At 39.7% G+C, this 13,585-nt stretch carries 11 protein-coding genes; all 11 read left to right on the top strand.

The annotated features are described in order from the left end of the window. The first annotated feature begins 113 nt into the window (after positions 1 to 113). The 11 genes from ABIE66_RS06825 (at position 114) to ABIE66_RS06875 (ending at position 13,502) form a co-directional block, all read left to right on the top strand. Positions 114 to 989 (top strand): carbohydrate ABC transporter permease, encoded by an 876-nt coding sequence (locus tag ABIE66_RS06825; RefSeq protein ID WP_370014265.1) that lies wholly within the window; start codon positions 114 to 116, stop codon positions 987 to 989. Next, positions 982 to 1,830, top strand: coding sequence for a carbohydrate ABC transporter permease (locus ABIE66_RS06830; protein ID WP_370016992.1), 849 nt, complete (start codon positions 982 to 984; stop codon positions 1,828 to 1,830). The genes ABIE66_RS06825 and ABIE66_RS06830 overlap by 8 nt, the downstream gene beginning before the upstream one ends. Positions 1,831 to 1,866: 36 nt before the next feature. Then, a complete protein-coding gene (locus tag ABIE66_RS06835) occupies positions 1,867 to 2,925 on the top strand; it encodes a zinc-dependent alcohol dehydrogenase (RefSeq protein ID WP_289324168.1) in 1,059 nt (352 codons plus the stop codon). 107 nt (positions 2,926 to 3,032) lie between these two features. Further along, a complete protein-coding gene (locus ABIE66_RS06840) occupies positions 3,033 to 3,848 on the top strand; it encodes a sugar phosphate isomerase/epimerase family protein (RefSeq protein WP_289324169.1) in 816 nt (271 codons plus the stop codon). Next, entirely contained in the window at positions 3,845 to 4,879 is a 1,035-nt protein-coding gene (locus tag ABIE66_RS06845) for a Gfo/Idh/MocA family protein (protein WP_370014266.1), read from the top strand. Before ABIE66_RS06840 ends, ABIE66_RS06845 begins: the two co-directional genes overlap by 4 nt. Next, a complete protein-coding gene (locus tag ABIE66_RS06850; protein WP_370014267.1) occupies positions 4,876 to 7,098 on the top strand; it encodes a glycoside hydrolase family 65 protein in 2,223 nt (740 codons plus the stop codon). The genes ABIE66_RS06845 and ABIE66_RS06850 overlap by 4 nt, the downstream gene beginning before the upstream one ends. 128 nt (positions 7,099 to 7,226) lie before the next feature. Continuing rightward, positions 7,227 to 8,363, top strand: a complete 1,137-nt coding sequence (locus ABIE66_RS06855; protein WP_289324172.1) for a glycerate kinase — start codon at positions 7,227 to 7,229, stop codon at positions 8,361 to 8,363. Between the two features lies 1 nt (position 8,364). Next, entirely contained in the window at positions 8,365 to 9,042 is a 678-nt protein-coding gene (gene pgmB, locus ABIE66_RS06860) for a beta-phosphoglucomutase (protein ID WP_370014268.1), read from the top strand. A gap of 24 nt (positions 9,043 to 9,066) precedes the next feature. Next, the gene (locus tag ABIE66_RS06865; protein WP_370014269.1) at positions 9,067 to 9,198 is read left to right on the top strand and encodes a hypothetical protein; all 132 of its coding nucleotides are present in this window, start codon (positions 9,067 to 9,069) and stop codon (positions 9,196 to 9,198) included. Between the two features lie 649 nt (positions 9,199 to 9,847). Beyond that, entirely contained in the window at positions 9,848 to 11,257 is a 1,410-nt protein-coding gene (locus ABIE66_RS06870) for a glycoside hydrolase family 1 protein (RefSeq protein WP_370014270.1), read from the top strand. Between the two features lie 604 nt (positions 11,258 to 11,861). Further along, positions 11,862 to 13,502: a SulP family inorganic anion transporter gene (locus tag ABIE66_RS06875; protein ID WP_370016993.1), complete on the top strand. Its 1,641-nt coding sequence runs from the start codon at positions 11,862 to 11,864 to the stop codon at positions 13,500 to 13,502. Positions 13,503 to 13,585: the final 83 nt, after the last annotated feature.

The following is a 13,585-nucleotide window of genomic DNA, read 5'->3' on the forward strand; positions in this document are numbered from 1 at the left end:
TAAGGCCCTCTATTTTTAGAAATAAGTCCAAGGTCTACGCCTAACAATAAAGTTAGAAAATCCCTTATTGGTTTGTACAATTTAAAAATGTGATTATTTAGGGGGATCAAAAAATGGAAAAAAGAGGGAAATCAGATTTGGGATTGGCAGTGGTGCTACTTTTCCCAAGTGTCTTTTTAGTGCTTTTGCTGGTTGCATACCCAATGATATCTAACATAAAGATCAGCTTTTTTGATCTTCCAATTAACCCAAGGCTAAGTGCAACCTTTGTCGGGTTACAAAATTATACAGAAATACTGACGGATATCGAATTTTTAAAATCATTGGGAACTACACTTTTATACATGATTTTAGCGGTGGCGGGGAGTACAGCCTTGGGATTGGTTGTGGCAATCTTTTTTAACCGTCCATTCAAATTCCGTAAGGCTGCCCGTTCATTAATTATTCTGTCCTATGTAACCCCTTCAATTTCTTTGGTTTTTGCTTGGAAATACATGTTCAATAATGGCTATGGTGTCGTAAATTATTTAGGAGTTGACGTGTTTCATTTATTTGAAAAGGCACCTCTCTGGTTTGATAATCCTGTTAGCAGCTTCATTCTAGTCGTTCTTTTTGCAATATGGAGATACTTTCCTTATGCGTTCATCTCATTCCTGGCGATATTGCAGACAGTGGATAAAAGTTTATATGAGGCGGCAGAAATTGATGGGGCTTCCACCTGGGAAAAGTTCAAAAATGTTACCATCCCGGCAATTATGCCTGTGCTGATAACAATTATAACGCTACGTTCCATCTGGTTGTTCTATATGTTCACAGATGTATATCTGTTAACAAACAAAGTGAATATTATTGGGATTTACCTATATGAAACGGCATTTGCTTTTAATGATCTCGGTAAAGCCGCATCCATCTCTGTAATTCTTTTTATTATTCTTTCTATCGTTATAATAGCATCAAGAAAGCGGGTGAAATTAAATGGCAATGGCTAGCAGTAAAAAGAATAAAGCAGCAAGAAAGATCGGGTTTTATCTTGGGCTGATCATCCTGTTGACTATTTCCCTATTCCCATTCTTCATCATGTTGATGACTTCCTTTAAAAGTTCGAAGGAAGCGGTTGCTACTAACCCATCCTTTTTTCCAGAGGATTGGACATTCCAGCATTATGTAGATATCTTTAATCCCGATATCTTCCCCTATTTATCTTATTTTAAGAATAGTTTAATAGTGGCCCTTACTGCAGCATTGCTGTCAGTTGCAATAGGCATTTTCGGGGCTTATGCCCTTTCGAAATTGAAGTTTATCGGAAAAACTACCATAAATGCTAGTTTTTATACGGTGTATATGTTGTCTGGGATTTTACTTGTCGTTCCTTTATTTAAGATCATCTCCGGACTTGGGTTATATGATACGAAAACAGCACTGATTATCACCATGATTGTTCAAACGCTTCCAACCTCGATATTCATGTTAAAAAGTTATTTTGACACTATCCCAGAGGATCTGGAGGAAGCGGCGATGATTGATGGGTTGAACCGTGTGCAGATCATTTTCTATATTATCATTCCACTAGCCATATCAGGTATCATATCCGTTTTTGTATATTCCTTTATGGTCGCTTGGAATGATTATCTATTTGCATCCATTTTCTTGTCGGATTCTGCAAACTTCACGCTTCCAATCGGCTTAAATGCATTGTTCAGTACACCTGACTATATATGGGGCAGAATGATGGCCGCTTCGCTTATAACGGCGCTGCCTGTAGTGGGGATGTACGCAATCTCCGAGCACTTCATAAAAGGAAACTTAACTGAAGGAGGAGTGAAAGGGTAAACGGAATACAAAATAAATGAGAGAAGGTAATTTATTATGAAAAAACTAGTTGCGGTAAAACCAAGAGTAGCGGCATTGCTGGATTATGAAGAAAGTTCCATAAAGCCAAATGAGGTGAAAATAGAAGTGCAGTTTGCCTCCCCTAAACATGGCACGGAAGTTATAGACTTCCGCGGGATGACTCCTTTTATGGATGAGAACTTCTCTGAAGAATGGCGCATGTTTATGCCACGGGAAGAAGGTACAACTAAAGGGATCGTATTTGGTGAATTCCAGCTTGGAAATATGGTTGTAGGTCAAATAATTGAAGTAGGAACCGAAGTAACGGGATACCAGGTGGGGGAGACTGTTTGTACATATGGACCAATCAGGGAGACTGTTATTGTAAATGCAGTTGATAACCACCGTTTACGTAAAATGCCAGAGGGTTCAAAATGGCAAAATGCAGTTTGCTATGATCCTGCACAATTTGCAATGAGCGGTGTACGCGATGCTAATGTTCGCGCAGGTGATTACGTAGTGGTGGTTGGGCTTGGAGCAATTGGACAGCTGGCAATCCAGTTGGCTAAAAAAGCAGGTGCGAGTATCGTTGTCGGCATTGACCCACTGAACCAGCGCCGAGATATTGCGCTTCGTAACGGGGCGGATGCTTGTTTTGATCCAACTGTTTGTGATGTAGGTTTTGAAGTGAAAAAGCTGACAAACAAAATAGGGGCAGATTCAATCATTGAAACAAGTGGCAATGCTGCAGCTCTTCAGGCGGCACTAAAGGGTATTGCATATGGCGGGACTATCTCATATGTAGCCTTTGGGAAGGCTTTCCCAGAAGGGTTGAATTTTGGCCGTGAAGCTCATTTCAATAATGCTAAGATTGTGTTCTCCCGCGCAGCAAGCGAACCTAATCCAGATTATCCACGTTGGAATAGAAAGCGGATAGAGGAGACCTGTTGGGAGTTGTTAATGAACGGGTATCTGAATTGTGAAGATATCATCGAACCAATCGTTACGTTTGAAAAGAGTGCAGAAGCGTACATGGAATATGTAGATCAGCATCCTGAACTAAGTATTAAAATGGGAATCGAATATAAAAAATAATAATGAGTTTGTCCAGGTTGTAGCGGTTTCCTTACAAATTGAAAAAATGAAAATAGCGGATTTTAGTGAATTTTCCATTTTAATACATGTGTGTGGGGGAGTTATTAATGAAAATTGGTACACAGGACCAGGAGTTTTTCCCTAAGAATATCAGAGAAAAATTCCTTTTTTTAAAAGAGGCTGGCTTTGAAGGATTTGAAATTGATGGCAGAATGCTAGTTGAGCATCTAGACGAAATAAAAAATGCCATAGCGGAAACTGGAATTCCGGTTACGACTGCCTGCGGAGGCTATACAGGCTGGATTGGTGACTTTGTCGAGGAACGCAGACTAAATGGATTAGTTGAAATCAAAAAAATCCTGGAAGCGTTACAAGAAGTAGGTGGGAAAGGGATCGTGGTTCCAGCTGCGTGGGGCATGTTCACTTACCGTCTGCCCCCAATGGTTTCTCCCAGAAGCCAGGAGGGTGATAAAGAGTCCATAAGCAATTCCCTGCTTTACCTGGACACAATCGCAAAAGAGACTGGGACGACAATTTTCTTAGAACCATTGAATCGCTATCAGGATCATATGATCAACACATTAGCCGACGCAAGAAGTTATATAGAAGGAAATAATTTAAACAATGTAAAAATCATTGCAGACTTCTATCATATGAATATTGAAGAAGATGATATTTCAGGGGCATTACATGCAAATCGGGACTTGATTGGGCACATTCACTTGGCAGATAATCATCGTTTTCAGCCGGGTAGCGGCTCACTGGATTTCAAGACCCCTTTTAATCAACTAAAAGAAGATGGATATGATGGTTTTTTAACACTTGAATGCCGTGTAAGAGGAAATGATCCAAAAGCGGAATATATAAAAGCATTGCGTCACCTCCAACAATCATTAGGCTTTAGAGGGGCTGAACAAGGATGAAGAAGAAAGTTGCGATAATTGGTGGAGGACAAACGGCAGAAAAAGTACATGTTCCCTACTACCATACACGTGAAGAAGTAGAAATTGTTGCAGTTGTTGGTCCGAATATTGAGCGGACAAAAAACTTTGCGAAACGTAACGGAATAGCTCGATCATATACAGATGCAGATGAAATGTTTCAGGCAGAACAGCCTGACATCGTTAGTGTCTGCACGCCAAATAGATATCATTATGAAAATGTGATAAAGGCTTTGGAATATGGCTGTCATGTAATGTGCGAGAAACCACCCGCAATATCCTCTATAGAAGCAAAGCATATGCAAGAAGTTGCTAAAGAAAACAACCTTATTCTTGCATATAATTTTCATCACCGTTTTGCTGATGATGTTAAAATTTTACGAAAAAATGTGACAGAAGGTGTGCTGGGAGATATTTATGTCGTAAAAGCAAAAGCCCTGCGCCGAAGCGGTGTACCAGGGTGGGGGAATTTTATAAATAAAGAAGCGCAAGGAGGGGGGCCTCTAATAGATTTAGGTGTCCACATGCTCGATGCCGCCCTCTATGTGTTAGGCTATCCAAAAGTGGAGAAGGTAACAGCCAAGATGTTTCAAAAAATTGGCACAAAAAAATCACATGGATCTTTTGGGGAATGGGATCCAAAAAAGTATGAAGTGGAAGATTCCCTTTTTGGTTTTATTGAGCTTGAAGGCGGTTGCTTGCTGCAACTCGAGACTTCTTTTGCTTTAAATATTAAAGAAACATCAATCATGAATGTGGAATTTTTTGGAGATGAGGCGGGAGCAACACTTTTTCCTGCCAATATTTATACTGATCAAAAAGGTGAATTAGTGACGATTTTGGACAGAAAGACAGCTGATCCGGACAGGGTTCAGAAAGGAATGGCTGCCTTTGTTGATAAATGTTTGGGCAAAGAAGTCATGGTGGCTAATGGAAGACAAGGTTACTTGATCGTGCAACTTATCGAAGCTCTCTATCAATCTGCTGAAAAAGGTGAAAGTGTAACCATATGAAAAAATTAGTGGAAAATGGATTTGACCTGCGTTATATAAATAAATTTGCTAGTTTAATGACAATAGGGAATGGATACTGTGGTCTGCGTGCCACCCATGAAGAAAACTATGTAGATCAAACACGAGGTATGTATGTAGCCGGTATTTATAATAAAGCTACGGCTAATGAACCGTCCGAATTAGTCAATTTGCCAGATATGATAGGAATGAATATTGAGGTTGATGGAGAAATTTTTTCCCTGCTAACGGGAGAAGTCCTTTCATATAAACGCCAGCTAAACTTTGAAACCGGGGAATTAAACCGTGAAATACTATGGAAAAGTAATTCTGGTGCACGTTTCCGTTTTACATTTCAACGTTTTGTAGCAAAAAATGACCTTCATGTTCTAGGTACAAAATTAACCGTCATTTCTTTGGACAAAAACACACAAATAAAAATAGTAACTGGAATCAATGCGCAGCAAACTAACTTTGGAAAACAGCATCTTATTGAAGAAAAGGTTCGTGTAATTGAGGGGGACTTGATACAGGGCATCTATAAAACTACCGAATCAGGGCATACGATTGCACTTGCGGCGTGTTGTATTTGTTCAGTCGAGAGTGATATATCTTATTCAGCAAAAAATAGGCAGCTGCTATCCACCATTAAGCAGGACCTTCTGCCTGATACCCCTTTTGTTCTAGAAAGAATCGGTGCCGTTTTTACGTCACTTGATGCAGATATTATGGGGAAAAGCCCAGAAGTAGCAAGTGTTGTGGCACTAAGAAAATACTCTTCATATGGATATGACGCTTTACTTGAAAAGTCAGCAGGGAAGTGGGCGCAATTTTGGAAGCAAAAGCGCATCAAAATATCGTCAACCAGGGATTTTGATCAGCTTGCTGTTGATTTTTCTTTATATCAAATAGAAGTTATGACACCTGCACATGATGAACGATTCAGTGTCGGCGCGAAAGGTTTGACGGGGGAAGGATATAAAGGTCATGTTTTTTGGGATACTGAAATGTTCATTTTACCCTTCCATCTGTTTACAGATCCGGAAAAAGCGAGAAAACTCTTGCGATACCGCTATTTAAAACTAGAACAGGCAAAAGAGAAAGCTGCATCCAATGGCTTTGAAGGTGCTTTATTCCCTTGGGAAAGTGCTTTTACCGGAGAAGAAGAAACACCTGAATTTGCGGCCATTAATATTAAAACTGGAAAGCGGCAGAAAGTGGCGTCCGCTATAGCTGAACATCATATTGTGGCAGACATTGCTTATACAGTTGTGGAATATTACAAAAATACATTAGATGATGCTTTTATGAGAAAAGAAGGGCTTGAGCTGCTTAAAGAAACGAGCCGGTTTTGGATCAGCAGGGGTGTAGAAGAAAATGGACAGTTGGTTATCAAAGATGTCATCGGGCCGGATGAATACACAGAACACGTTGATAATAATGCATTTACAAACTATATGGCTTGGTACAATGTTGATCAGGCACTATTTTTTATGGATAAGTATGGGGATTCTGATGGTTTGCTAATGGAACGAGGACAGGAATTTCTAAAGCGTTTATATTTACCTAAGGCTAATGATCATAAAATCATTCCCCAGGATGATACATTCCTCAGCAAGCCTGAAATCGACCTTTCCCGCTATAAAGAATCTCAGGGTAGTCAAGGGATTCTTATGGATTTTTCACGTCAAGAAGTAAATGAAATGCAAATTTTAAAACAAGCCGATGTCGTTATGCTGCTTTATTTATTTCCGGAGTTATTTCCAAGTGATGTAATCTCTGAAAATTTGCATTATTACGAGGAGCACACCATACACGATTCTTCACTGAGCAAAGCGATTCATGCCATAGTTGCAGCAAGAGCGGGTGAACTAGAAAAGTCATATGAATTTTTCCATGAAGCATCTTTAATCGACTTGGGCCCGAACCCACTATCTTCAGATGAAGGGCTTCATGCTGCATCCCTTGGTGCCATCTGGATGGCGACAATGTTCGGTTTTGCGAATATCTCGATCAAGGATCATCGCTTAAGCTTAAAACCTAACATGCCATCTGACTGGTCGGAACTTGCCTTTCCATTAATTTTCCGAGGGTCGCGCTTACATATCATCCTTACACATAAGCAAGCCGTAATAACGAAAGTCTCGGGTGATGATGTACTAATAGAACTAAACGGTGCTGAATACTTGCTATTGAACAAAGTTGAAGTAAGCTTCCAATAGCAGAAGAAATACTATCGCTCTTAAAAGCATTCGTACTTGCAATGTAATCATCTGAATTAGGATTTTACTTGCTTGCTTTCACGATTATTCATAAGAAGAACTCATTAGGTAACATTCAGGAGGCAGACATGAAAATTGTAATTGCACCAGATTCATTTAAAGAGAGTTTACCATCAGACCAGGTCGCAAGAGCCATTCAATCCGGTTTCATGTCCATTTTCCCGAAAGCGGAGTATCATTTGCTTCCAATTGCAGACGGCGGTGAAGGTACTGTTCAAGCTTTGGTATCCGCTCACAAGGGAAGGGTCGAAAGCATTTCTGTTACCGGTCCACTAGGATTGCCGGTTGAAGCGAAAATAGCTTTCTCGAATGATGGAGAGACAGCATTTATCGAAATGGCGGAAGCATGCGGATTGCATCTTGTTCCTATAGAGCAACGAAATCCCTTACATACTACTTCTTTTGGTGTGGGAGAGCTGATGATTCACGCTATGAACCAAGGTGCTTCCGAACTGATCATTGGAGTTGGCGGGAGTTCAACTAATGATGGAGGAGTAGGGATGGCTTCCGCTCTTGGTTATGAATTTTTTGATGGTGAAAGAAAAGCAGTAAAGGGTACCGGCAAGGATCTGTTTAATATTGTTTCTATGTCTGAAAGGAACCGTGACCGGAGATTAGATCTTGTTAATATTACGATAGCAGCAGATGTGGAAAATCCCTTAACGGGCCTTGACGGTGCAACCTATATTTATGGTCCACAAAAAGGGCTTCCTGAAGATATGCTAGATGAAATGGATAAAGCCATGGGCAGGTTTCATCAAATGGCAGGCAACTATTTAGGAATGGATGTCTCCTCCTTACCCGGGAGTGGTGCAGGTGGAGGGATGGGCGCCGGTCTGTTGTTATTCACAGGAGCTAAACTAAAAAAGGGCATTGAACTTATGATGGAGCATCTAAAGGTAAAAGAAATTTGTCAAGATGCAGATATAGTGATTGTGGGAGAAGGGAAAATAGACCATCAGACAATATATGGAAAAGCGCCCTCGGGTGTAGCTAAATGCGCACCACCCAAAGCAAAAGTAATAGCGATTTGCGGAAGTGTGGGTGAGGGATCTGATGTTCTTTACGATCATGGGTTTGATGCCATATTCCCTACGATTCCTGCAATGCTGCCCATCGAAAACATTCTAGGTAGTGCATTTAAAAATATAGAGAGAACATCTCGAAATGTTGCAGCACTTCTTCGAAAAGAGAGGGACGGTTAAAATGGAAGAAAAATTTATTAATGCAGTAGTATTTGACCTTGATGGTGTCATAACCGATTCAGCGCATTATCATTTCCTGGCTTGGCGAGAACTGGCTAGTGAAATAGGAATTAGTATTAACGAGGTCTTTAACGAGAGGCTAAAGGGGGTAAGCCGAATGGATTCCCTTGAGTTGATTTTGCAAGAAGGAAATCAGCAAAATGACTTCACTTTGAGCGAAAAAGAAAAAATGGCTGAAAAAAAGAACCTTCACTACTGTGAGTTTCTGAATGAATTGACGCCTCAAGATATACTGCCAGGGATTTTGGAGCTGATTACCAACATTAAATTAGAAGGAATTTCCATTGGACTTGCTTCTGTTTCCAGAAATGCAAGCACCGTATTAAAGGCACTACAGTTAGAGGATACTTTTGATTACGTTGTAGATGCTGCAAAAGTAAAAAAATCGAAACCTGATCCGGAAATTTTCTTGACGGCATGTAAACAGCTTGATGCGAATCCAAAACGATCAATCGGAATTGAAGATGCTTCTGCAGGGATTGACTCCATCAAGGCAAGCGAAATGTTTGCTGTCGGTGTGGGAAATACTCTTAATAAAGCCGATTATCAGGTACATGCAACGAAAGAACTTCAATGGGAAATGATAAAGTCTGAATATAAAAAATGGAGAGAAAGATAGTTCTCCAAGATACTGCCCAATTAAGTGGGCAGTAATACTCCAGGCAGTGCACTGTCCATAACAGAAAATGCTGATCACCGTGCAAATGAATCAATAAGAACTATTGATGACCAATGGGCTCAACGTGTAACTCCACACAAGGGATGGCCTACATAGCAATCATCAGATTTTTCATAATTGCTTCGCCACTTAAAGGGGAGTGGAAAGGACCCTGCACCATCAAATGGGCTGCTATTGCCAAATTTGTAGAATTCTATCCTTCAAAAAGGCTCAGGATGAACTTGTCATTCCAGTTCACCTATGGCAAAAGCCAGTTAAGAGGGTTGACCTTGGTCGTGGAAAGGTGAGCCAAAATCTTGAATATATGTGTAACCCGTCCTCCTTAGGTGGACGGGTTTTGTATGTGTACATACGATAGATAGGGATAAACCTAGATGGAGAAACAAGAAATATTTGAGGGGAATGCAATCAAAATGAAACCCGTCATTCGTATACAATCTACATCCGAAATCACCAAACCAGTATATTGAATACCCTATTTGTTCAAAAGGGTAAGGGTAAGTAAGGTTATTTCATCTTTGACTAAAAGAGAGGCATTGATTCACAGAATTAACGTCTTTTATTTTAGGTTTCTCATTGACACGGGATTTAATCATTCCTATACAGTAAATACTATCTTTAATGGTTATGTTATTACGAAGATTATATAGTCAAATATTGAATAAAATTATATAAATATTTGTGCCAATGAATAAAATATATTATTATCAATTTAATAAGCTGGTATAAAAACGGAGGGTTTATTATGAAGTTTCCACACGATTTTTTATTCGGAGCAGCTTCTGCTTCTTTTCAAATAGAAGGAGCATGGAATGAAGATGGTAAAGGTATAACGAATTGGGATGTTTTTTCAAAGATTCCGGGGAAAACATATGAAGGTACAAACGGAGATGTAGCCATAGACCATTATCATCGTTACAAAGAAGATATTAAATTAATGGCAGAGATGGGACTTGAATCGTATCGGTTTTCCATTTCATGGGCACGTATTTTGCCCACAGGTGACGGAGAAGTAAATGAAAAAGGCTTGGAATTTTATAATAATGTAATAAATGAATGCTTAAAATATGGGATAGTTCCTTTTGTTACGCTGTATCATTGGGATTTGCCTTTGACGCTTGAACAAGATGGAGGATGGACGAATAAGCGAACAGCTGAAGCATTCGTCAAGTATGCAGAAATTTGTTTTAAGGCATTCGGAGACCGCATCAAACATTGGATCACGTTTAATGAAACGGTAATGTTTTGCGGATTGGGCTATTTAAAAGGTGCGCATCCGCCTGGTATCCAAAATGATGAGAATAAATATTTTCAAGCGACACATTACGTGTTTTATGCACATGCGAAAGCAGTAGAAGTATACAAGGCACTGAATCATTACGGTGAAATTGGGATTACCCATGTTTTCTTACCAGCTTACAGCATAGATGATAAGCATGAGAATGCATTAGCTGCCCGACATGCCAATGAATATGAAACTTTTTGGTATTATGACCCAATATTAAAGGGTGAATATCCAGGTTATGTGGTTGAGCAATTAAAGGAGAAAGGCTGGACGCCAAGTTGGACCGAAGAAGAACTGGATACGTTAAAAAGAAATGCGGAAAAGAATGATTTTATTGGACTTAATTATTACCAGCCCATTCGAGTGGAAAAAAATCGGGAAGCCGTTTCATCCATGGAGCATTCAAGAGAAACATCTACTCTAGCTCCAGGGAACCCATCTTTTGATGGCTTTTATCGGACCGTGAAAATGGAAGATAAAACATATACAAAATGGGGGTGGGAAATCTCTCCTCAAGGATTTTTAGATGGGCTTCATATGTTAAAAGGGCGTTATGGTGATATTAAAATGTATGTTACGGAAAACGGACTTGGTGATGAGGATCCGATTATTGATGGTGAAATAGTGGATGTTCCTCGTATTAAATATATTGAGGAACATTTAAAAGTTATTAAGCGTGCAATCAAAGAAGGCATTCACTTAAAAGGGTATTACGCTTGGTCTGTCATCGATCTATTAAGCTGGTTAAACGGGTATAAAAAGCAATACGGATTTATTTACGTGGACCATCATGATCAATTAAACCGAAAAAAGAAGCTGTCGTTTCATTGGTACAAGCATATTATCGAGACGAGAGGAGAAGAGCTGTAAATAGAAAGAAAACCTCTTGATATTAATCAAGAGGTTTTTTGTATATATAGACCAGTAAATGATTGAACGAATAATAGGGAAATTATATCGACCATAAAAGATAAGTTTGGAAAAAACGATTCTGTAGTATCGGGAATTATGATCAATATTTGTTTTAAGGCGACACCTTGAGATGAGTGGGGAATTAGTCGAAAGTTCAAACTTCCCGGTTTATAGTCTATATCTCCGGGATCAATCTAACTAGACTGGAAGTATGGTCCCGGATTGTAATGTGTATGTAAAAATATTCAAAAAAATGTAAACAAATGTTTACATTGCTAACAATGTACAGTTTTACGTTTTACTGTATAATGTTGAAGCGTGGCCAAGAACCATGTCAAATAACTTAACAAAGGAGATTACATATGACGATTATTTATTATTTTTGAAAGGTCCCCCGTATGTTTGTAGTGAACCAATCAGTCCCGTTGAAAGAATAGTATCCTCTACAATAGTTAATATTGATATCGATTGAGTAACTCCCTCTAAAATGAAAGAATATCTTTTTCCTGATAATGGTAAATTCCGATTTTAAAAAACGACTAAGGATGTGAGTTTGAAAAGGATGATAAAAGATTCCAGATTCCAAGGATATAACATGAAGGGTTTTCAAAAGGACGTAACGGCAGGATTGGTTGTAGGTGTTGTGGCCATTCCTTTAGGATTGGCTTTTGCAATTGCTTCAGGCGTCGAACCGATATACGGATTATATACGACCATCATCGCGGGAATCCTCATATCGATTTTGGGTGGCTCCAAGTATCAAATTGGAGGACCGACCGGAGCATTTGTACCTTTATTATTTGGTATCGTTATGCAATATGGATATGAAAGTCTGCTAATTGCCGGGTTTTTAGCGGGGATGATATTAGTCTTGATGGGCCTTCTTAAGTTAGGGAATTTGATGAAGTTCATTCCCCGTCCTGTCATCATTGGATTTACTACAGGAATTGCGATAATAATCTTTTCTGGGCAGATTGCCAGCTTCTTTGGTATGAATGTGGAAAAACATGAATTTTTTATAGATAACATGAAAGAACTGGTGATTAATGCAGGCACGATCAATATATATAGTGTGATTGTTGCGATCATATGTTTCATCGTCATCCTGCTGGCACCTAGACTTCTGCCGCGAGTGCCAGCTCCACTTCTGGGGCTGCTAATATCCACAATGTCTGCCTACTTTTTATTTCCCGATAAGGTGGCTACGATTGGTTCCACTTATGGAGTGATTCCGAGAGGTTTTCCGGAATTCCAAGTGCCGGAGCTTTCAGTGGAGATCATTATCACACTCCTTCCAGTTGCTTTTACGATTGCTTTGTTGGGCGGTGTCGAGTCATTGTTATCCGCTACCGTGGCCGATAACATGGGGGGGACCAAGCATGATAGTAATAAGGAATTGGTTGCCCAAGGGATCGCGAACATCGCGACTCCATTCTTCGGTGGGATACCGGCAACAGGTGCTATTGCCAGGACAGCTACCAATATAAAAAGCGGGGCAGCCTCTCCGATGTCAGGAGTCATTCACGGAATTGTCGTTTTATTAGTCTTGCTTGTCCTTTCTCCATTTGCAGCGCATATACCTTTGGCTAGCATGGCACCCATATTGATGTTTGTTGCCTGGAATATGAGTGAAAGAAAGGAATTCGCCCATGTATTGAGAACGAAGACTGCGGATTCTGCCGTTTTGCTAGTCACCTTTCTCGTCACTGTCTTCACTGATTTAATCATGGGAGTGGGGATTGGCTTATCGATTGCATTCATCACCTTCATTGCAAAAATGAGCCAAACGTTAAAGGTTAGGGAAAGAAGTCATGAGATTACTGAGGTTGTTCCTATTGATAATTCGGATTCAAAGATCAATGTGTATAACTTGGAAGGCCCTCTCTTCTTTGGTTCGATTGATGTCCTGGAATCATCGATATTAGCGAACTTGGATAATAAGACGAAGGTGTTGGTATTAAGCATGCGCCGGGTAACCTATATGGACACTTCAGCAGAGGCTGCACTATTGGCGATTGTTAATCGTATCGGAAAATATAAGGGGAAATTAATCATTTCTGGAATCCAGCAGCAACCAAAGGAATTGCTACTCAGCACCGGATTGTATCATAAAATAGAAAAACAGCACTTTTTTAAATCGAAGGAAGATGCTCTGTATTTTGCCAAGAAGCAGCTGAAGGGTAATTCGGATAAAGTAGTCTAATGGATTCATCCTCGAAGTCACCTTTTTGGATTGTTATGTTATAGTATCGTTAACAGTAGATTTTAAAAGAAGGTGACTGTCTG

This window comes from Peribacillus sp. B2I2, from assembly GCF_041261685.1.
Classification (GTDB): Bacteria; Bacillota; Bacilli; order Bacillales; family DSM-1321; genus Peribacillus.

Excerpts from the sequence above, each read along its gene's own strand:
- ABIE66_RS06835 (WP_289324168.1), top strand. The coding sequence starts at position 1,867 with ATGAAAAAACTAGTTGCGGTAAAACCAAGAGTAGCGGCATTGCTGGAT.
- ABIE66_RS06850 (WP_370014267.1), top strand. The coding sequence starts at position 4,876 with ATGAAAAAATTAGTGGAAAATGGATTTGACCTGCGTTATATAAATAAA.
- ABIE66_RS06830 (WP_370016992.1), top strand. The coding sequence starts at position 982 with ATGGCTAGCAGTAAAAAGAATAAAGCAGCAAGAAAGATCGGGTTTTAT.
- ABIE66_RS06840 (WP_289324169.1), top strand. The coding sequence starts at position 3,033 with ATGAAAATTGGTACACAGGACCAGGAGTTTTTCCCTAAGAATATCAGA.
- ABIE66_RS06870 (WP_370014270.1), top strand. The coding sequence starts at position 9,848 with ATGAAGTTTCCACACGATTTTTTATTCGGAGCAGCTTCTGCTTCTTTT.
- ABIE66_RS06825 (WP_370014265.1), top strand. The coding sequence starts at position 114 with ATGGAAAAAAGAGGGAAATCAGATTTGGGATTGGCAGTGGTGCTACTT.
- ABIE66_RS06855 (WP_289324172.1), top strand. The coding sequence starts at position 7,227 with ATGAAAATTGTAATTGCACCAGATTCATTTAAAGAGAGTTTACCATCA.
- pgmB (WP_370014268.1), top strand. The coding sequence starts at position 8,365 with ATGGAAGAAAAATTTATTAATGCAGTAGTATTTGACCTTGATGGTGTC.
- ABIE66_RS06845 (WP_370014266.1), top strand. The coding sequence starts at position 3,845 with ATGAAGAAGAAAGTTGCGATAATTGGTGGAGGACAAACGGCAGAAAAA.
- ABIE66_RS06875 (WP_370016993.1), top strand. The coding sequence starts at position 11,862 with ATGATAAAAGATTCCAGATTCCAAGGATATAACATGAAGGGTTTTCAA.